Here is a 19877-nt window from a genome sequence, read left to right on the forward strand (position 1 = left end):
ATTACTATGGACATAAAAAAATACCGTGTAACACCGGGCGAATCGATTCATTTGTCGGATTATCCGACGTCAGATGAAAACCGTATTGCAGAGGATGAGTTACTGGATCAGCACATCCCGAAAAGTGTCGAGGAACTAAAGGAACTCCACTGGCGTCTGCATGCCGAAGAGAAAAACGGCGTTCTTGTCATCCTGCAAGCGATTGATGCCGGCGGAAAAGATGAAGCCATCAGCTATATCTTCTCGAATCTCAACGCCCAAGGCCTGCGGACACTGTCCGTCAAAAAACCGTCAGATACGGAGAAAAAGCATGATTATCTCTGGCGGATTCACGAAGGCTTGCCGGAAAAAGGCGAAGTCGGCATTTTGAACCGGTCGTATTACGAAGAAGTTATCGCACCACGGATTCATGACCTGCTCGAAGAAGAGGAAGTACCGGACGATCAAGACGTTTGGAAGATGCGTTACCGCCAAATCAATGACTTTGAGCGTTATCTCGTCGAGAACGGTTTCCGCGTCGTCAAGTTTCTGTTTAACGTCTCAAAAGACGAGCAGAAAAAACGATTGCTTGAACGGATCAAAGATCCGAAGAAAAACTTTGAGTTTTCGTTCAGTGATGTGGAAGAACGGGAGCATTGGGATGAGTATCAGGACATCTTTGCCGAGCTCGTCTCGCACACATCAACGGAACACGCACCTTGGCATGTCTTACCGGCTGATGACGAATGGTTCACCCGTTACATCGTGACGGAAGTCATGAATGACGTCCTGCGTGAAATCGATCCGCAGTATCCGAAGCTGACGGACGAGGATCAGGAAAAACTTGATGAAGCGATCAAAAAACTGGAAAACGAATAAGAACAAGCGACTGACAGAACTGTCAGTTCTTAAATGAAGGGGACAGATTTTACGATCTGTCTCCTTTATTGTGCTGAAAAATAGATTCCTTTTTAAACATCGCTGTTATAATCAAGTGGAAGAATCGATCAAGTACTGGAGGAATCAGCATGAATGAATATCCGAATTGTCCGAACTGCGGCTCAGCGTATACATATGAAGACGGGAATGTATTCGTGTGTCCGGAATGCGCCCATGAATGGACGGCGGATGACGCGGCAGCGGCAGAAGAATCCACTGTCATCCGGGATGCAAATGGGAATGTATTGAACGATGGGGATACAATCACGGTCATCAAGGACTTAAAAGTGAAGGGCACGTCGCTTGTCGTCAAACAAGGGACCCGTGTCAAAGGGATCCGTCTCGTCGACGGGGATCATGACATCGATTGCAAGATTGATGGACTCGGTGCGATGAAGTTGAAGTCGGAGTTCGTTAAGAAAATCTAAGCCTACACCGCCCGTCTGACGACGAGGCGGTTTTTCATGGATAAAGGGATGGGTTTTCATTCAGGACAAATGTCCTTTATCATTCAGGAAGACTTCGTTTAAATGAAGAGAGGAAAATAGGAGAGAGGAAAATAGGAGAGAGGAGGAACCAGTATGCGTGGAATTTTATTTGCAATCAGCGGCGGTTTTTTTCTGACCCTGCAAAGCGTCGCGAACGCCCGGATCAGTAATGGTATCGGCACTTGGCAAGCAGCGACACTGACACAGATGACCGGTTTTGTCGTTGCTTTATTAATCACGTTGATTTTGCGCGATCGGACGTTCCGGCAGATGAAGGACGTGAAGGTATTGTATCTATCCGGTGGGGCTCTGGCCGCTGCCGTCCTGTTCAGTAACATGACAGCCGTCCATCTAATGGGTGTGACGCTGACGATTTCGTTATTCCTGATTGCCCAGCTCGGACTGGCACTGGTGATTGATTGGAACGGTTGGTTCGGGATGATTAAACGGCGCCTGCAGTTGCCGCAAGTAATCGGGATTTTAATGATGATCGGCGGCGTGCTGATCTTAAAGTGGTAAGGGGGAAAGAACGTGGAACAAGCACAACTGGATGAATATTTGGACCGGTTTCAGTTGACGGACGTCTTTGCCGGCGGATTACGGGAGCATTTACAACCGGTCGCTTTTCAAGCCGGAGACTGGCTGTGCCGTCAAGGCGACGCGGCGGACCGGATGTACTTGTTGCTCGAAGGGAAGCTGAAGATTACCCATATGTCAGCGACCGGAAAACGGCTTGTCTTATCCTTTAAGCATCCGTTTGATCTGGTCGGCGATATCGAATACGTCCGCCGGACCCCGTTGATGAATACGGTCGAAGCGGTCACGCCGGTCAAAGCCGTCAGCATCTCCTATGCGGCACTCGAGCAAAAAGGTGCTGACAATCCGGCATTGCTCCGGTTTTTACTTGAGACGATTACGATGAAATTTGAGCTGAAATCACACTCGATGAGCTTTAATCTGCTGTATCCGGTTGAGGTCCGGCTCGCCAGTTATCTCTTATCGATGACACCGGAAACACCGACGTTACCGGTCAGCGATCTGGTTGATGCGGCGGATCTGATCGGAACAAGTTACCGTCACCTGAATCGTGTCCTGCGTCAGTTCAGTCAGGATAATCTGATTGAACGGACGAACCGGACGATTACGATTATCGACCGGGAGGGTTTGACGGAACGGGTCGGCGAAAGTATCTATGAGTAAGGAGGAAACAAGATGACACTTGGAATAGTTCTGGCCTTATTCGGCGGGATGATGGTCTGTATTCAAAATACGTTTAATGCCAAGGTCAAGGAACGGGTCGGGGCATGGGCGACAACGACGCTTGTCCTCGGACTCGGATTCCTGGCGTCGCTGACAATCGGACTGCTTGTTGAAGGCGGCGGTCTTTTTTCGACGAGTGGGATGCAACCGTGGTTTTGGTTCAGCGGCATCATCGGAGTCGGCGTCGTTTTGTGCGTAACGCAAGGGGTGCAACAGCTCGGACCAAGTTACGCAATCTCGATCGTCATGGTCTCGCAAATCCTGTTTGCCTTGCTGTGGGATACACTCGGTTGGTTCGGACTCGATCAAGTCGCGTTCACCTGGACGAAAGCTGTCGGCGTCGTCCTGATTGGCGGCGGTGTTTTATTGTTCCAACTCGGCGGCAAATTGACCGAACGACGGATGTTACGAAAAGGAGCCTGACAGATGAACTACACGACATTGTTATTTGATATCGATCATACATTACTTGATTTTGATGCGACGGAACGCGCGGCCTTGCGGCAACTGTTTGAAGACGAGCAGCTCGAATGGACAGAAGAGCGGGAAGCCCGTTACCGGACAATCAACCGTTCCTTGTGGCAGGCACTTGAACGGGGCGAGATAACACGGCAGGAAGTGATCACATCACGGTTCGTGACGTTTTTTGCCGAGCAGGGCCGGACGGTCGACGGCAGTCGAATGGATACGCGTTACCGCGCGTACTTGAGTCAAGGGACGGAATTGATTGCAGGGGCAATCGAGTTGCTCGACTCACTCAAAGGGAAGTATCAGCTGTATGTCGTGACGAATGGTGTTGCGGCAACGCAACGGGCTCGGCTCAAAGGATCCGGTTTGGCTCCTTATTTTGACGGAATTTTTGTCTCGGAAGAAACCGGCTATCAAAAACCGATGCCAGCCTTTTTTGATTACGTGTTTGACCGAATCCCGAACGTGAGACGTGACCAGACGATAATTATCGGCGACTCGTTGACGGCAGATATTCAGGGCGGCATCTTGGCAGGCATTGCGACATGCTGGTTTAATCCTACTCATGCCGCGGCGCCGGCGGAACTGATGCCGACCTATACGATCAATCAGCTTGATCAGCTTGTGACGCTGCTTGGGACGAAAGAGGTAGTTTGGACAACCTCGAAATAAAATCTAAGTCATGAGATGGATTTAACATATCCTGGATACCATCCGATAATAATGAAAAGATTACGAAAGGAGGCGATCATGGTGAACATGACGCAAACAAAACAGGAAACGGGGCACGACGTGTAACCCGTTTTTCTTAAAAAAACGGGGGGATGGATATGCAGATTGAATTACGCCCAGTCACGAACGAGAACTGGGAAGCCTGCTGTGCGCTTGAATTGACGGCGGAACAACAGGGATTTATAGAACCGAACGTCTACTCGATTGCCCAGGCTGGTTTTGAGCCGGCGCTCGTCATGCGGGCGATTTATGCAGCGGATGAGTTAACCGGATTTTTGATGTACAATACGGAACGGGAAGAACTGGACGGCTACTGGATTTACCGCTTGATGGTTGACCACCGTCATCAAGGGTCAGGAATCGGCCGGGAAGCGATGCGATTGTTGCTTGTAGAAATGCAACAGCTTCCGGAAGCGACGTGCATCGTCGTCGGTTACCATCCGGACAATCAAGCGGCGCATCAACTGTACGAACGACTCGGATTTACCAATCACGGGGACCGTTTCGGCAAAGAGATGGCGGTCCGGTATACGTTTTAAGCCAAAAGATCTTAGCCCCGCTAAGGTCTTTTTTAGTGGAATGGATATTTTTTGAAACCTTTTCATACATTCGACGCTCTAATCAGTAAAAGGAGGGGAAGGAATTGGACTTACGAACAAAGCACACGGAGCTTGTCCGGCGCGCCATCAAACAGGACGAGGCAGCCTTTGAACAATTGATTCTCCTACATAGTGAACAGCTCTACCGGACGGCCTACGTCTATGTCAAAAACAAACAGGATGCGCTCGACGTCGTCCAGGAAACGGTCTATAAAGCGTTCATTTCTATCGGACAAGTCAAGGAACCGAAATACTTCGTGACCTGGCTGACGAAAATTCTGATCCGGAACTGTTACCGTGTTCTGAATCAACAGACAGCAGTAGCCGATTTCGTTGAACAGGTTCCGGTGAAGGAATCTTCGCGGGAAGAACATCTGGACTTGATTGATGCGTTGTCGCACTTGCGAAAAGAATACCGGGATGTTTTAGTGCTCATTTATTTTCACGATGTCCCGATGAAGGAGATTGCTTCTTTTATCGGCATTACCTTGAATACGGTCAAGACGTATCTCAAACGGGGCCGGGAAGAATTGAAGAAACAGTTGGGAGGACTTGATTATGTCGAAGCACGATCTTCAAAAGGAGTATGACCAGATTCCGGTACCGCAGGCCGCCTTACAGGAGCGGATTCGGCAGGGAATAAAGCAGGGGAAGCGCGAGCAACAAATCAAACGGCCGAAACGTCTGCGACGTCTGGTTGTTTCGACGGGACTGGCGGCATCACTGTTGATCACATCGACATTCGTCATCCCGTCCTTTGCGACGGCGATGGCAAAAGTACCGTTACTCGGTCAGATGTACCGACCGTTCCTTGAACAGGAAAATACCGGTACTGCGATTGGTCAAAAACAACTCGCGACCACCATCCACCAAGTCGCAAGTGATCAGGGAATTGATATCCAGGTCATCGATGCCTATTACGACGGGGCAACGATCGGGATGAACCTGACAGCAACCGGGGTCCCGGATGTGAAGCCAGAAATTCGGTCAGGGCTATATGAACTGTTTAAAGGAGATCAACGTTTTGCCGGGACGGAGACGAAAGAAGTGGTTCAGTTCAAGCAGGTCAAAGGGATATGGCAAGCACGAATTGAATATACACTCGGTGAAATTAAACTGCAGGATAAAATCCAGATTCCGGTCGTGTTGACAGACGTATTCGGCGTCCATGGAAACTGGACGTTCAACGTTCCGGTCAAGCGGCTTCCTGTCACTGAACAAGTTTACGGGACAACGGTCAAAAATCCGATATACCGGACAGATATCACGCTGAATCGGTTGATTCAGGGCAAAGGCAGCACCTCGTTCGACTACACGACTCGCTCGCCGAAAAAAGAACGCGCCCGTGTTGAGATGACGTTGCTCGATCAGTTCGGTAAGGAAATCATCCGTAACTGGACATGGTCGACTCAATCTGTCAAACGGACGAAAACGGCAACGGAAGCCGTCGAACAGTCACGGTTAATTCTCGGGAACTATGTGATTCCAAAAGGGAGCTATCTGTTGCAGCCTTCTTTGCGAATTGATTTAAAGACACAACCAATTCCGCTAACTAAGCCGTTACCATACCGCGAGCAGTCGGAAACGCATCCGCTCAAGATGGAAATCACATCGATTGAGACAACATCCGAGCAAATCGTCGTTGAATTTTCAACGAATTCCCGCTCGTCTTAATTTGATACGAAGCTTGATATCCGTAACTCGATGTATTTACTGAAGGGAACAGAACCACCGGACGGTCGGGAAATCAAAGCAAAAGTCACGGTTCTCGATGCGGACAAACAGACGTTCCGGGCGACGTTCCAACTGCCGGAACCATCTGAACACACGCGGGAAGAATATTATCTCGAAACGGGTTACAGCAATACCCTCGTCAATACACCACTTGAATTACAACCGATTCCGTTTACGGTCGACTAACAGGAAAACCGGACCCGATGTCGAACTCCAAACGAATAGCAATTGAATAAGGAGTGGGAGAGTATGAACGTACGGGCAATGACCGCAACCGATTATCCGGAAGTCGGACGGATTTACCAACAGGGAATCGAAACCCAAAATGCGACATTTCGGACGGAAGTACCGCCGTTTGATTACTGGGATGCCCATCACCACAAGCACAGCCGGCTGGTAGCGGAAGAAGACGGAAAGTTGCTCGGATGGGTCGCAATCAGTCCGTTTTCGTCGATTCCCGCTTATCGAGGAGTCGCGGAAGTCAGTTTATACATTGACGAAAAGCTCCGCGGAAAAGGCGTCGGTACTGCATTGATGCAAGCTGTCATTGAAGCGAGTGAAGCAGCCGGCATCTGGACGCTGCATTCGCAAATCTTTCCGGAAAACACGGCCAGTCTGAAACTCCATCAACGGTTTGGTTTCCGGGAAGTCGGCCGGCGGGAACGGATCGGACAATTGGCCGGCGTCTGGCGGGATACGATTTTACTGGAGCGCAGAAGTCGGATCTAACAGCAGTTGTAAAAAGGGAAGGCGGATGTCAAATCCGTCTTCCTTTTTCGTTCATCAGTTTTGTTTTGTCAGAACGAAAGCAAAAACCTGTTCACCTTTTTTTACGGTAACGTTTTCGGGCCCCTGAATGTCATTAAACGGATTCGACGAGAGTTTTCCGTCTGCTGATAGTTGGCGGAGAAAAAGGACATTATAATCCGTGAGTGTGAACTCACTTGACGGATTTTGTGTGTTGACGGCATCCGGTTTAATCTTTAAGTCTTCATGCGCCCGGAAACTGCCTCCGTCCAAATTGGCACCGAAGCGGACAGATTTGCTTGAGGAAGATTGGACGATCCGCAACGTCGAGTCATAGGTTTTCGCGGGAATTTCCATATAAAAGAGCGTCCGTTCTTTATGATTGGGTAAGTACTCGATGCCTTTCAAAAGATATGGTTTCTTGAGTTTACCTTTCAAGTGAAAGGCCGCAATCTCCTGATCATTGATAGCAGCAAAAGCTTGTTCACCAGCTTTTAGTTTGAGCGGTGTCACCGTCACCGTTTCTTTTTGAGGCGCCAGGCAACCGCTGAGGGAGAAAGCAGTCAGTAAGCAGATCATCCAAAATTTTCTCATGGAAAAAACATCCTTTCTTAAAAGAATTACGGTAACAAACAAAAAACGTCTTGTCGAGAGACAAAACGCCAAACGCCTTACTTCTGATTTGATAGGACGATGCCGAAAATCCGTTCACCTTTTTTGAGCGGTACATCAGCCGGACGGGTCACTTCGTTTAAGTTAAAGCCACGGATTCCGTTCTTTGTTGTCATATGATAAACCATCAGCAGGTTGTAAGGTGTAGCGGCAGAAGCACGCGAGCGGAAATCGGCTCCCCGGATCATGTAGTCATCCAGATGCTTGAAGGAATCGTCTCCTTGCACCGTTGTATCATCCACGTCCAAACCAAGATGAATTTTATCGTCCGAGAACGATTGACTGAAGCGGACTTGTGTATCGTATTTTTTAGGTTCGAGTTCGAGCGTAAAAAGGGTGCGTTCTTTTTTGTTCGGCAGATATTCGACTCCCTTAAGCCAGTGTGTAGTCTTTAACGTGCCCTTTAATTTAACGCTGCCGATTTGCTGATTACCGAGCGCCGCAAATTTTTCTTCGCCTTCCGTAATCTTTACGGGAGAAATGTTCAGGTTCGATGTATAGGCGGTTGATGCTGCTTTTTTCGTAGCCGGTTCCTGTGCCTGTTCTTGGTTACAGCCGGTCAAGACAAGAGCAGCAAGTGATATGTAGAGCCATTTTTTCATAAAAAGCACCTCGTTTCAATTTTTGGTAACATTATCCATAATTAATCGTATCGCTTTTGTTGGATGATTTCAATGGAGAACGGGAAAAGACCGGGAGCAGGTATATTCAGGAGGGATAATCATGGACGATTTTTTTGGAGAAGGTCTTGAGACCAACGAACAGAAACGGAAACGAAAACTCGAAGAAGTATTTGACCAGTCGTTTGAGTCGGAACGGCGCGACTTTAATCAATCACTCGAACAGGAAGTAACCGTCGCCTTGATCGGAGACGTCAACGCGGGTAAATCTTCTACATTAAATGCGATTCTCGGTCGGGAAGTAGCGACCGTCGGGGCAAAGCCGGGGGAAACGACACGGATCGATCAAATCCGGCAACATCCGGAAGACAAGGTCGTTTTCGTTGATACACCGGGATTAAATGATGCAAACAGCCTGAACTCGGATACGACGTGGAAGTTTTATCAAAGTGCCGATGTTATTCTTTATTTCTTAAACGCCGCCGGGACCGTCTTATCGGAAACGGAGACCAAAAACTTCAAGAAGATTTATGCCCATAATAAAAACATCGTCATCGTCGTCACGAAAATCGATGCGACGAATGACCTCGCGACGATTCTGTCCCATATCGAGTTGCAGCTGCCGGGTCCGAAAGTCGTACCGGTCTCAGCACTGGACGGAACGAATATTGACCGCTTGCGGCGTGAGGTGCTCGACATCTTAAAAAAGTTCAACAAGGATAATCTGTTTGTTCGCGAGATCGATCCGGCGTTGCGGGGGAAAATTGCGAACAACTGGATTGTCGGAGCCGGTACGGCCGCCGGGGCAATCGGAGCTGTACCGTTTCCGGGAGCGGACATCATTCCGTTGACGTCGATTCAAATCGGACTGATGCTGAAACTGTCGAATCTGTATGAACGGAATCTCTCGAAAGAAAGTGCAAAAGAGTTACTGGTCGTGACGATTGTCGGCAACTCCGGAAAAACGGCATTCCGCCAACTGGCGAAGATGGTTCCGGGATATGGTGCCGTCATCGGAGCCGGCGTCGCCTCGACGGCAACACTCGCCCTCGGATACGGGACGAAATATGCTTATGAGAACAAACTGGAACTGACACCGGAAAGTCTGATGGGTTTCATTAAAAAATTCCGTAAGAAATCAGATGGAGCAAAATGACAGACGGATTTTCGAGTCCCTGTTATGCTGTAAGACAAACATAAGGGGGGATAGATCATGTCTACATTGTTAGAAGAAATTCAAGCCTATCAGAAACAATTCCGTCAAAAAGCACCGGAAGAAAAACAACGGTTGATGGCACAAGCGACAGCGGAGCTTGCCGCATCAGACGGAGCAAAAGGATTAACCGTCGGAGACGAGGCACCGCGTTTCACATTACCGAACGCATCCGGTCAATCTGTGTCTCTTGAAGACCTGTTGCAGAACGGTCCCGTCATCGTGACATTTTACCGGGGTGGCTGGTGCCCGTACTGTAATTTGGAACTTCGGGCTTACCAACGGGAGTTGGGGAAAATCGAGGCAAACGGAGCGACGCTTGTCGCCATCAGTCCGGAAACACCGGATCATTCTCTGTCGACGCAGGAAAAAAATGATCTGGCATTTCAAGTGCTGAGTGACGTTGAGAACGTCGTTGCCCGCCAGTTTGATTTGGTGTTCGACATGCCCGACTATTTAATCGATGTGTACAAAGCATCGGGGCTCGACGTGGCCGGACACAACGGGAATGAAGACTGGCAATTGCCGAAACCGGCGACATTCATCATTCAGCCGTCTGGAAAAATTTCATTTGCCGACGTCCCGGATGATTATACGAAACGGACGGATCCGACAGCAGTGATTAAGTTGCTCTGATGTCAGAGTTGTGTGCGTAACCATTCGCGAAAGTGTGGTTCCAGATCGTGATGATGTTTCGTTGTCGAGAATTGATGAGCAGCATAACGTAACATCTGATACGTTGTCTGGTCGAGCAGACAAGAACGCATTTCTGCAGCTAAACCGCCGGGGTGATTGATTTTAGCCAGATAACCGGTCATGCCGTACTGAACGGCGTCACAGAGACCCGGTGTCTCATAGACGATTGCCGGTGTGCCGACACGAGCCGCTTCATAGACGATCATTCCCCAGTTATCTTCGCGGGACGGAACGAGCAGGGCGGTTGCCCGGCTGATATACCGGTTGCGCGCGGCCGGTTCCATATCACCGAGATAATGGAGATACGCCCGCATCGTTTCAGGAATCGATGAGTCGAACCGGGTCGGACAATGTCCGATGATCCAGAGTTGAACCTCCGGGAACTCCTGGTAAACGGCAATGAAAGCTTGGCAGGCATCAAATAATTCTTTTGGTTGAGAAGGACGGCTGACGTAAACAAACGTCGACCGTTTTTCTTTTTCGAGCCGTGCCGACTCAGGGGACAGTAAATCCAGTCCTTCCGGAAGAAGGACGAACGGTTGGTCTGTTTGTGCGCTCTCTGCCGTCAGAACGGAGGGGTGGAATACAAAGCTGGTCTGAGAAGGGGATGCCATCGGATATTTTGATGAACGGGTCAGAAATCGCGCATGTGGAACGGTACCCCATTGAAACAGGTATTCAAGAAACGGAAGATTGGCTAAAAAAACAAATGCCTCAGGACGAGACCGGATCTGACAGAAGACATGCCACAAAAAACTGCCAGACGTTCCACGTCGAATATATGTCACGCCGCCGATTGACTCGACGTCACGCCCGCCAAAAAATGCCGGGGTCAGACAGGTAACGTCATATTCATCCGTCATCCGCTTAAAAAGTTCATGTAAGAGGTAATCTGAAAAATCAGCATCCGGATTCTGAACATCAGAGGAAGTTAGAAACAGTAAAGATTTACGCATTTGACTCGTCCCCTTTACTGAATTTCTTTTGTATGTCTATTCGAGACAGGTAGAAGAACTCCTCGAAAGAATCAAAAAAAATTCCTCCTGATGGGGAGGAACGTTATTTCAACGGGTCATATGTTGTGTTAATTCATCGACGAGGTATTCGAGCGACGCCGTCATCGTACTGAGAGATTCTGTCATAGACTCAAATTCGTGTTGAACGGTTGTTTGTTGTTCAAGTGAGACGGCCGTCGATTCAATGCCGTGACGGACTTCGAGCGAAGCCGTTCGGGTCGTTTCCATCCGTTGTTCGATGTTGAGCATTTGAACACCGACTCCTTAACGGGCTGTTTGAATCGAGCTGATACTCTGTTCGACCTCTTGAACGAGATGTGTGATATCGGAAAAAGTCTGACGGACGCGGCTGGTCATCTTCTGATTTTCAGCCAGTGTTTTCGTATAACCGGCGGCAGTCGTTTTGATTTGATCGGTATCGGCAATCAGGGCCTGCAGGACTTCCGTCACTTCATTCGCGTAACTCCGGGACTGGACGGCGAGGTGCCCGACTTCCGTTGCGACGACGGCAAACCCCCGTCCGGCATCACCGGCACGTGCTGCTTCAATCGCCGCATTCAGCGCCAACAGATTGGTCTGTCCGGCGATTGCTTCCAGACTGGCGAGGATTTTCTGGATTTTATCGGATCGGCTGGCCATAGCCGTGACCGAAGTATGCAGACCGTTCGTCGACTTGACCATTTCCTCGACCCGGCGATCCATCAGGTTCATCTCCTCGTTGCCGGTCAACGCACGTTTCGTCATATGTTCCGTCGTCGTGACGGTCTGCGCCATTTTCGCCTGGATCGATGCGATGGATGCATTGACCTGATGCAACTGATCCGTTCCGTGTTGCATCGATTGATGCTGACCATCAGCGGACTGGACGATTGGGGCGATTGCCGTCGCGATTTGATTCGTTGCTTCAACAGACTGACTGGCTGCCTGTCGCAATTGCTTCGTATTCGTTTTTAAATTACCGACCAGAGCTTCGATTTGCTGACTGGCATTTGTCATCAGCGTCGTCGCGTCCGCTTCACGTCGGGAAGAGGCAGAGCGTTCCTGATTCTGTACGGCAATTTGGATGACCAGAGCTACACTCGTCAAAATCAAGAAGACAGCATGGATCATGAGGATGCTGAATGGATACCCAGTCGTTCCGCAAATCAGAGACGGAGCAAAAAAGAAGCCGGCGAAATGTTGGACGGCAAACAGGACGGTGCTGACGAGAATCAAGTCAATCCGGCGGAAATAAGCAATCAAAGCCAGGACCATGAAGATGGAAAAATGATACTCGACCAGTCCGTTCCCACCGGCAACAATCGACATACTGGAAAACATCAACGTCAACGTTAAAAGAAGGGCAACAGACGGGCTGTTGGGGCGAATCCAGTAAAGGCCCGAGGAAGCAATCCAACAGCCAAAAGGTAACAAGGCAATCCAGGCAAGTGTCGCTGGTGAAGCGGCGGCCACGTTTCCGTGAATGAGTTGATAATCGTCTGCAAAGTTGGTAAATCGGTGCAAACCATGGACAATTAACGATAAACAGACGACAAGAAAACTAATCCAAAGCATAAGCTGATTTTGACGTTTCATAAAATTAAATTCCCCCGTTTTTTAGTAGAAACTGAAACAAATCACGAATAAACATGCTAAACGTATACCACTATCGGTCGGCAAAATGAGATTGTTTAGCTTCAAGATACTTAAAATAAAATTAAATTTTAAAATAGAAAATCATGGCTAAACAGACACGATATGGGGTATAGAAGTGCATTGAGACTTAGGAGGAACTGTGTATGAAATGGAAGGGTAGAGAAAGAAGTTCGAACGTTGAAGACCGGCGGGGAATGGGTGGAAAAGGGGTCGCCGGCATCGGAGGCGGACTCGGGATCATCATTTTAATCGTCGTTACGTTGATGGGCGGGAATCCGGCAGACATCCTTGGAGGGCTGTCTGGTTCGCAGGGCGACAGCCAGGGCGAATATCAGGAAACGGCCAAGGAAAAAGAAGCAGCGGACTTTGTATCTGTCGTGTTGGCGGATACGGAAAAAGTCTGGACGAAGGAATTTAAACAGGACGGTATGACGTATAAAGAACCGACGCTTGTTTTATATACCGATCAAGTCAGTTCAGCGTGTGGACAAGCCGGAAAGTCGGTTGGACCGTTTTATTGTCCGGGTGATCAGAAATTATACATCGATCTTAGTTTTTATGATGAGTTACAAAATAAATACGGGGCACCGGGAGACTTCGCGATGGCATACGTCATTGCCCATGAAGTCGGACACCATGTTCAAACGTTGCTCGGGACATCTGACGAAATCATGCCGCTCCGCCAAAAGATGAGCGAAGAAAAGTTCAACAAGTATCTGGTCCGTTTTGAATTACAGGCGGATTATTATGCCGGTGTCTGGGCAAATCACGCACAAGGACAAAATTTGCTCGAAGAAGGCGATTTGGAAGAGGCACTTGGAGCGGCGAATGCTGTCGGAGATGATACACTTCAGAAAAAAGGGCAAGGATATGTCGTACCGGAAAGCTTTACACACGGTACATCGGCTCAACGCGAACGATGGTTCCAAAAAGGATTTGATAACGGAACGATTGAAGGCGGCGATACCTTCAAAGCGAAGAATTTATAAGCATAATCAACAGGCACCACTTCATAACGAAGTGATGCCTGTTTTCGATTAATCGTTGTATTGGTTAAACATCGCCGTATCATCGGGAACGTTGGCGAGATAGACAATCTTTCCATCCGCATTGAGCCGGGCGATGTCGGTTCCATCCTGGGTGAAGACAGAGCCGTCCGCGCGTTTCCCGCAAACAGCCCAGCGTGTTTCCATCGTATCTCCTGTTTCTGATGGAACCCATCCGGCATACATGTGTTTAATATCCTGATTCGCCGTAAAGACCATCCGGACGAACTGTTTCCAGGCATCGATACCGTGCTGTTCCTGTCCGTTCAGGACGAATGTGATTTCGTCCGAGAACAGGGAAATCAAGTCATCAAAAGCTTTTTCATCGGTCCGGGAAGCATCAAATAAATCAAAATAGCGGTCAAGTGTAGTGGTGTTCATCATATATTCTCCTTTTAGTTACGAATCATTTTTTCTTCAATTAAACTCTGCAGTTTTGTCAGATGATCGGGCGGACAGTTCAAATAAATTTCACGGCGGATCGAGTCGATCGTCTCGCGTTTGAGTATCGATTGCCACGACTGTTCCGCTTCTGCCATCAGGTCGGACAATAAGCAGATGTTCTGATCCTGGATACCCATCAAGTCTTCGAAAACACCGCTTGAGGCATATAAGGATTGTTTGCCCTCGATTGCTTCATAGATATCAAACACACGAATCGTCTCCGGTGACGCTTTGAGCCGGAAGCCGCCTTTGGCACCGGGAACAGAAATCAGCAGATCGGCACTCACAAGTTTTCGGAGCAACTTTTGGAAGTAGGACGGCGAAGCCCCGAGCTGCTGACTGATGAATTCTCCCGGTAGAACACCTTTCTCCGGTAAAAACGTCAATAAGAGCATCGCGTACACCGATTGTTCGACACCTGTCTTCATTTGCATGAAACATTCTCCTTTCTGTATATCGTGGATAACTATTGTCTACGATACATCCGAATAAATGAATTGTCCAACAAAAGGTTCCTCACAAAACCGTCACACCTTTTCGACTGCATACCCGTGGCATCAACAGAATGGATTCGGTATACTGAATGTACGATATGTGAAAATATTCACTAAAAGTCGTTCACACTTAGTGAAAGGACGTTTTCTTATGAATCCACTCAAAGGAATCATCACGATTCCACGTACGATTTTTATACAACTGATGTTGGTCGCCGTCCTGATGGGCGTCGCCGTCATCGGTCAATCTTATCTGATCGTCATCATCGTCGACCGGATTTTCCTGCAGGGTGATCCGTTCGCGGCCGTCATGCCGTTGCTCGGTTTTCTGTTGTTAATGCTGATGCTACGCGTCGGCGTCACCTACTGGAACGGCCGCCTCGGAACGAGTCTTGCGGCACGGGTTAAACAGGACTTGCGCCTGGCGCTTGTCGCGAAATATACACGAAACTCCGTCGAATCGATGCTTGAAGGACAATCGGGTCAAAAGGTCAGCATTCTGCTCGATTCCGTTGATGAGATGGACAGCTATTACAGCCAGTACCTGCCGAAAGTCATTCAGACGTCGATCGTTCCGTTGATGGTCTTGATTGCCGCCTTCAGCTACGACTGGGTGACAGGACTCGTTATGATGATTACGGCGCCGTTCATTCCGCTGTTTTACATCGTCATCGGAATCATGACGCAAAAGCGGGCCGATACGCAGCTTGAGAAGATGAATGCCTTTTCCGGTACATTCCTTGACACATTACAGGGACTGACGACGCTGAAGTTATTCGGTCGGGCGAAGACGCAACAGGACGTGATCGAACGAAGCAGTCTCGATTTTCGGGACGCGACCTTGACCGTTTTAAAACTGGCCTTCCTGTCGTCGTTGATGCTTGAGTTTATTTCGATGCTCAGTATGGGGATGATTGCCCTGGAAGTCAGTCTCCGGTTGATTTTATTCCAAAGCATCACCTTTGTACCGGCCTTCTTGATGTTGGTCCTGGCACCGGAATACTATCTGGCGTTAAAAGAGATGGGAGCCGCTTTCCATACCGGTCGGGGCAGTGTCGCCGCCGCAAAACAGATTGCGGCCGAACTGACGGACGATGACCGGAATGTCGCTTTCGGACGAACGGATCTGCCGGCGGCCCGTCCGCCGCGGATTGAGCTGAAAGACGTCGCGTTTTCGTACCGGGATGCCCGCTTTGCGATGGAACAGTTGAATTTGACGATTGAACCGTATCAAAAGGTGGCCTTGATCGGGCGCAGCGGTGCCGGAAAATCGACGGTCCTCCAATTGCTGGCGGGTCTTGCCGATCCGCAGGACGGACAGCTGTTGCTTGACGGTCAAGATCGTCAGACCATCACGGAATCCAGTTGGTTCAGCCAGCTCAGCTACATCTCGCAGCATCCGTATCTTTATGCCGGGACGCTGGCGGATAATATTGCCATTGGTGAATTGCGCGAAGCGTCGCGGGCTGCGATTGAACAGGCGGCATCTGACGCCGGTCTGACCGAATTGATCGCACAGTTGCCGAACGGACTCGACACGATAATCGGAGAAGGCGGACGCGGCTTATCCGGCGGCGAAAAGCAGCGCGTTGCGTTAGCACGTGCCTTCCTGAAACGACCGAATGTCATCTTGTTTGATGAACCGACGACCGGTCTTGACGTGAAGACGGAACGGTTGTTGCAGGAAGCGATGACTGTTCTCGGACGTGAAGCGACCGTCATCACGGTCGCCCACCGTCTGCATACGATTGAACGGTCGGATCAAATCGTCGTGCTGGAAGCCGGACGGATTGTCGACCGGGGGACACATGAAGAATTACTCGGACGTGAATCGGAATATGCGATGATGCGCGCCGTTCAACGGGGGGAGGAGACACGATGAAAGAGTTGATGGGAATTTTTCGTTTGATGCTGCACCAGAAACGGGACATCGTGCTCTCGATTATCTTTGGTGTATTGGCCGGCATCACGGCGGTCGGACTGTTTGCCGCGAGCGGCTTCCTGATTTCGAAAGCCGCCCTGTTGCCGCCGATTCAGACACTTGCCGTTTTGATTGCCTTACAGAAAATCTCCAGTCTGACACGGGCTGTCAGCCGGTACGCCGAACGGTATTACTCACACCGGGCGACGTTTACGATCCTCAGTGACTTGCGGACGACGTTTTATAAACGGCTGGAACCACTCGCACCGGGTATCTTTGCCAAGTACCGGAGCGGGGATTTGCTCGCCCGGATTGTCGGGGACGTCGAAAGTCTGCAAAATACGTTTTTGCGCGTCGTCTATCCACCGATCATTTTAGTGCTCGTCTTTCTGTGTACAATCTTTTTTGTCAGTTTCTTTTCACTCAGTGTCGCGCTTGTCCTTGTGTTTGGTCTGATCTTAACGGGATTCGTCATTCCCGGCTGGTTTGCCTACCGGGAACAACGGTTTGCCCGGTCCGTCCGGGCCCGACGCGGGGAACTGTCGACGGAAGTGACGGAACTGTTCCAAGGTTATCGCGACTTAAAGATCTATCAACAACTCGGCAATAAGGAAGCGGAACTGAATGCCGTCGCCGCACGCTACGTGGCGGAAGAAAAACGGAACGGACTGCATGCGGTCTCGAACCTTGCCTTGAATACACTGGCGACGTTGATCATTTCCTGGTTTGTCCTCGGACTCGGGGCATATCTCGTCGCTGACGGACAACTCGACGGCGTTTTCCTCGCATTGCTCGTCATGACCTCGTTGACGGTGTTTGAAAATGCCGCACCGATGGCGATTTTACCCGGATTTTTTGAAGACAGCCGTCATGCGGCACGTCGGCTTGATGACGTCGTCGAAGCCACAACGGCACCGGAATACCGTCCGTTTGAATTGGCGCAGGCTCCGGAACTGAGCACGGAACACGTCACTTTCACGTTTCCGGGTCAGGATCATCCTGTCTTACGTGACGTCAGCGTGACGTTCCCTGCCGGCAGTAAAATGGCGATTGTTGGAGCGAGCGGTTCCGGAAAATCGACGCTGTTGCAACTGTTGTTGCGGATGTATCCGGCAGACGGAATCCGGATTGAAGGAACTCCAGGTAAAGAAATTAATCCGGAAGCGTTATGGCAACAGTCGAACGTCGTCCTGCAACAAAATCATTTCTTTTACGGGACGATTCGTGACAATCTGAAGCTCGCCAGCAGCGAAGCAACGGATGAACAAATGATTGAAGCATTGAATCAAGTGGGTCTTTCGTTGCTCGCTCTTGACGACCGGGTGCTCGAAAAAGGGGAAAACCTGTCCGGCGGTGAAAAGCAACGGCTGGCGATTGCCCGGATATTCTTACGTCAGACACCGCTTTATCTGCTCGATGAGCCGACCTCATCGGTCGATGCGTTGACGGAACAGATGATTTTACGCCATCTGTTTTCCCGCGCGGAGGACGCAACGCTGTTGCTTGTCAGCCACCGGTTGGCCGGTCTTGAGTTGATGGATCAGATTGTCGTCATGGAGCAAGGGCAAGTCGTTGAAGTCGGGACGTATGCGGACTTAATGGCCAAGCAAGGTGCCTTTTATGCGTTAAAACAGGTCGAACAATCCGTCTTTACACCGGATCAACTGGTCCGCTGAATCAACAGCCTCATCCTTTGCGAAAAGCACTGGATGGGGCTGTTTTTGAGCAATCATCAAATGCTTGAAAAATGAGCTGTAAATTCGAGTGACAGAGAGAGAGGGAATTTTAATGGACGGTTTCATTATCGGATGGTAAAGTAAGGAAAAAATAAAGGGGGAGCCTTGATGGAGATTCGCCGTTGCGAGACGCAACTGGGTGATCAAACGATTGCCTATAATCACTATTATTCCGAGTCGGATGAGGTCTGCTTTATGTTGTCCGGCGCAGGTTATGCGTACGACCATCCATACTTTTACTTTAGCCGGATGATGTTATTAAAACGCGGCGTGAACGTGGTTGAGATTCAATATGTCTCGGACGACTTGTTCAGCTTGCCGGACGAACAGGGAGATGCGGAGATGAGCCGGCGGATTGAAGCGGTCATCGAGGACGTGTTACGTGCGCGGTCGTATCAGACGATTCACTTTATTGCCAAATCGCTTGGAACGGTACCGCTGGTTTCAATGATGCACCGTGGATTGTTTCCGGAAGCGCGTGTTGTCCTTCTGACGCCACTCTTAAAAGATCCGGCGATTGTCGAAGCGATGGCGAACAGCCGGCATCATGGATTACTCGTCATCGGTGACCACGACCGCCAGTTCAGTCCGGAAGCGTTGGAACGATGCGGCAGCTCGAACCTCGTTCTGGAACGAATAAAAGGAGCTAATCATTCGCTCGATATTGATTTTGAGGTCGGTCCGTCCCTGCAAGTACTCGGACAGATCATGCAACGCATTGAAGACGTATTGTTCACCGTAACGGTCAAGGAAAACTGAAAACCGACAGAACATTCTCGGAAGAGCGTTCTGTCGGTTTTTTTTTAATACGGTCGCATCAGTGCACGGACGGGACTGCCGTCACCGTCGACGAGTGGAAGCGGAACAGCATTGAGATGATAATCACCCGGAGTGATCGTATCGAGGACTAACCCTTCGAGTATGTGAACTCCATGGGCGGCGAGCGCATGATGGGCCGCCATCTCTTTACTGTCGATCGCGTCAACAGACGGTAAATCGAGTCCGATTAATTCAATCCCGAGTGCTCCAAGGCGTTCGGCAAGACTCGGCGTCAGGACCGGAATCGTTTCCGGGAAAATCGACTTATCGACCCAACCGTCTGTTTTGATGATCAGCCGGCGCACATCGGTTAAATCAAATGCATCAAGGTCGCTTGCGACGAATTCGGTCCGGCCGGGCAGATAAATGACGCGGACATGACCGATATAGAGATCCGGATCAAGATCAATCACTTTTTGACCGGCATCGTCAAAGTGAAACGGTGCGTCGATGTGGGTGCCGGTATGCAGACTCATCGTCACCTGGCCGACGTTGACGGAGCCGGTGTCGGCTTTACTCCAGTTGATCGTATAGTCAAATTTCGTATCGCCGGGCCAGGTCGTAATCGACGAGGTTAACGGCTGTGAGACATCCATCCAACGGTTCATGCAAGATTCCC

Annotated in this window: 25 protein-coding genes; 17 read left to right on the forward strand and 8 right to left on the reverse strand. The window is 49.7% G+C overall.

Annotated features, from left to right (window positions below):
* The first annotated feature begins 6 nt into the window (after window positions 1–6).
* The 11 genes from ABIC15_RS12120 to ABIC15_RS12170 all read left to right on the forward strand — a co-directional run bounded on the left by ABIC15_RS12120 (window position 7) and on the right by ABIC15_RS12170 (window position 6928).
* Window positions 7–858, forward strand: coding sequence for a PPK2 family polyphosphate kinase (locus ABIC15_RS12120; protein ID WP_012369069.1), 852 nt, complete (start codon window positions 7–9; stop codon window positions 856–858).
* A 149-nt stretch (window positions 859–1007) separates the two neighbouring features.
* Window positions 1008–1346, forward strand: coding sequence for a zinc ribbon domain-containing protein YjdM (locus ABIC15_RS12125; protein ID WP_131973445.1), 339 nt, complete (start codon window positions 1008–1010; stop codon window positions 1344–1346).
* Between the two features lie 153 nt (window positions 1347–1499).
* Window positions 1500–1925 carry a DMT family transporter gene (locus ABIC15_RS12130; RefSeq protein ID WP_012369071.1) on the forward strand — a complete coding sequence of 142 codons (426 nt, stop codon included), beginning with the start codon at window positions 1500–1502 and terminating at the stop codon, window positions 1923–1925.
* Between the two features lie 12 nt (window positions 1926–1937).
* Window positions 1938–2606 carry a Crp/Fnr family transcriptional regulator gene (locus tag ABIC15_RS12135; RefSeq protein ID WP_012369072.1) on the forward strand — a complete coding sequence of 223 codons (669 nt, stop codon included), beginning with the start codon at window positions 1938–1940 and terminating at the stop codon, window positions 2604–2606.
* A gap of 12 nt (window positions 2607–2618) precedes the next feature.
* A complete protein-coding gene (locus ABIC15_RS12140) occupies window positions 2619–3089 on the forward strand; it encodes a DMT family transporter (protein ID WP_028107220.1) in 471 nt (156 codons plus the stop codon).
* 3 nt (window positions 3090–3092) lie between these two features.
* Window positions 3093–3806, forward strand: a complete 714-nt coding sequence (locus tag ABIC15_RS12145; RefSeq protein ID WP_354020824.1) for a YjjG family noncanonical pyrimidine nucleotidase — start codon at window positions 3093–3095, stop codon at window positions 3804–3806.
* A gap of 158 nt (window positions 3807–3964) precedes the next feature.
* The gene (locus ABIC15_RS12150) at window positions 3965–4405 is read left to right on the forward strand and encodes a GNAT family N-acetyltransferase (protein WP_354020825.1); all 441 of its coding nucleotides are present in this window, start codon (window positions 3965–3967) and stop codon (window positions 4403–4405) included.
* A gap of 104 nt (window positions 4406–4509) precedes the next feature.
* A complete protein-coding gene (locus ABIC15_RS12155; RefSeq protein WP_354020826.1) occupies window positions 4510–5055 on the forward strand; it encodes a sigma-70 family RNA polymerase sigma factor in 546 nt (181 codons plus the stop codon).
* Window positions 5024–6139: a DUF4179 domain-containing protein gene (locus ABIC15_RS12160; RefSeq protein WP_354020827.1), complete on the forward strand. Its 1116-nt coding sequence runs from the start codon at window positions 5024–5026 to the stop codon at window positions 6137–6139. Before ABIC15_RS12155 ends, ABIC15_RS12160 begins: the two co-directional genes overlap by 32 nt.
* 30 nt (window positions 6140–6169) lie before the next feature.
* Window positions 6170–6385 carry a hypothetical protein gene (locus ABIC15_RS12165; RefSeq protein ID WP_354020828.1) on the forward strand — a complete coding sequence of 72 codons (216 nt, stop codon included), beginning with the start codon at window positions 6170–6172 and terminating at the stop codon, window positions 6383–6385.
* 63 nt (window positions 6386–6448) lie between these two features.
* A complete protein-coding gene (locus ABIC15_RS12170; RefSeq protein WP_012369078.1) occupies window positions 6449–6928 on the forward strand; it encodes a GNAT family N-acetyltransferase in 480 nt (159 codons plus the stop codon).
* Between the two features lie 54 nt (window positions 6929–6982).
* On the opposite strand, the gene ABIC15_RS12175 is transcribed toward ABIC15_RS12170, so the two are convergent.
* Both ABIC15_RS12175 and ABIC15_RS12180 read right to left on the reverse strand, forming a co-directional pair.
* Complete coding sequence (locus tag ABIC15_RS12175; RefSeq protein ID WP_012369079.1) at window positions 6983–7540, reverse strand: hypothetical protein; 558 nt, start codon at window positions 7538–7540, stop codon at window positions 6983–6985.
* A 77-nt stretch (window positions 7541–7617) separates the two neighbouring features.
* Window positions 7618–8220 carry a hypothetical protein gene (locus ABIC15_RS12180; RefSeq protein ID WP_354020829.1) on the reverse strand — a complete coding sequence of 201 codons (603 nt, stop codon included), beginning with the start codon at window positions 8218–8220 and terminating at the stop codon, window positions 7618–7620.
* Window positions 8221–8341: 121 nt separating this feature from the next.
* Between ABIC15_RS12180 and ABIC15_RS12185 the strand changes: the two genes are divergently transcribed.
* Together ABIC15_RS12185 and ABIC15_RS12190 are read left to right on the forward strand one after the other, a co-directional pair.
* The gene (locus tag ABIC15_RS12185; RefSeq protein WP_012369081.1) at window positions 8342–9394 is read left to right on the forward strand and encodes a YcjF family protein; all 1053 of its coding nucleotides are present in this window, start codon (window positions 8342–8344) and stop codon (window positions 9392–9394) included.
* A 57-nt stretch (window positions 9395–9451) separates the two neighbouring features.
* Window positions 9452–10087 (forward strand): peroxiredoxin-like family protein, encoded by a 636-nt coding sequence (locus ABIC15_RS12190; RefSeq protein WP_354020830.1) that lies wholly within the window; start codon window positions 9452–9454, stop codon window positions 10085–10087.
* Between the two features lie 2 nt (window positions 10088–10089).
* Here the strand turns inward: ABIC15_RS12190 and ABIC15_RS12195 are convergent, their stop codons facing one another.
* The 3 genes from ABIC15_RS12195 to ABIC15_RS12205 form a co-directional block, all read right to left on the reverse strand.
* Complete coding sequence (locus tag ABIC15_RS12195) at window positions 10090–11103, reverse strand: glycosyltransferase family 4 protein (RefSeq protein ID WP_354020831.1); 1014 nt, start codon at window positions 11101–11103, stop codon at window positions 10090–10092.
* Window positions 11104–11211: 108 nt separating this feature from the next.
* On the reverse strand, window positions 11212–11412 hold the full coding sequence (locus tag ABIC15_RS12200; protein WP_354020832.1) for a hypothetical protein: 201 nt from the start codon (window positions 11410–11412) through the stop codon (window positions 11212–11214).
* A 15-nt stretch (window positions 11413–11427) separates the two neighbouring features.
* A complete protein-coding gene (locus ABIC15_RS12205) occupies window positions 11428–12738 on the reverse strand; it encodes a methyl-accepting chemotaxis protein (RefSeq protein ID WP_354020833.1) in 1311 nt (436 codons plus the stop codon).
* Window positions 12739–12941: 203 nt separating this feature from the next.
* On the opposite strand from ABIC15_RS12205, the gene ypfJ reads away from it, so the two are divergent.
* Window positions 12942–13787: a KPN_02809 family neutral zinc metallopeptidase gene (gene ypfJ / locus ABIC15_RS12210; protein WP_214766693.1), complete on the forward strand. Its 846-nt coding sequence runs from the start codon at window positions 12942–12944 to the stop codon at window positions 13785–13787.
* Between the two features lie 48 nt (window positions 13788–13835).
* Here ypfJ and ABIC15_RS12215 read toward each other — a convergent pair whose 3' ends face one another.
* Window positions 13836–14228 (reverse strand): nuclear transport factor 2 family protein, encoded by a 393-nt coding sequence (locus ABIC15_RS12215; protein ID WP_131503213.1) that lies wholly within the window; start codon window positions 14226–14228, stop codon window positions 13836–13838.
* An 11-nt stretch (window positions 14229–14239) separates the two neighbouring features.
* Complete coding sequence (locus ABIC15_RS12220; RefSeq protein WP_354020834.1) at window positions 14240–14722, reverse strand: RrF2 family transcriptional regulator; 483 nt, start codon at window positions 14720–14722, stop codon at window positions 14240–14242.
* Window positions 14723–14933: 211 nt separating this feature from the next.
* Here ABIC15_RS12220 and cydD point away from each other — a divergent pair, with 211 nt between their 5' ends.
* From cydD to ABIC15_RS12235, 3 genes are all read left to right on the forward strand, one after another.
* Window positions 14934–16664 (forward strand): thiol reductant ABC exporter subunit CydD, encoded by a 1731-nt coding sequence (gene cydD, locus ABIC15_RS12225; protein WP_354020835.1) that lies wholly within the window; start codon window positions 14934–14936, stop codon window positions 16662–16664.
* Entirely contained in the window at window positions 16661–18379 is a 1719-nt protein-coding gene (gene cydC / locus ABIC15_RS12230) for a thiol reductant ABC exporter subunit CydC (RefSeq protein ID WP_354020836.1), read from the forward strand. Before cydD ends, cydC begins: the two co-directional genes overlap by 4 nt.
* 168 nt (window positions 18380–18547) lie before the next feature.
* Complete coding sequence (locus ABIC15_RS12235) at window positions 18548–19198, forward strand: alpha/beta fold hydrolase (RefSeq protein WP_354020837.1); 651 nt, start codon at window positions 18548–18550, stop codon at window positions 19196–19198.
* Window positions 19199–19242: 44 nt separating this feature from the next.
* On the opposite strand, the gene kynB is transcribed toward ABIC15_RS12235, so the two are convergent.
* Window positions 19243–19866 carry an arylformamidase gene (gene kynB, locus ABIC15_RS12240; protein ID WP_354020838.1) on the reverse strand — a complete coding sequence of 208 codons (624 nt, stop codon included), beginning with the start codon at window positions 19864–19866 and terminating at the stop codon, window positions 19243–19245.
* Between the last annotated feature and the right edge of the window lie 11 nt (window positions 19867–19877).

The sequence above is a fragment of the Exiguobacterium sp. PvP048 genome, assembly GCF_040549175.1.
Classification (GTDB): domain Bacteria; phylum Bacillota; class Bacilli; order Exiguobacteriales; family Exiguobacteriaceae; genus Exiguobacterium_A; species Exiguobacterium_A artemiae.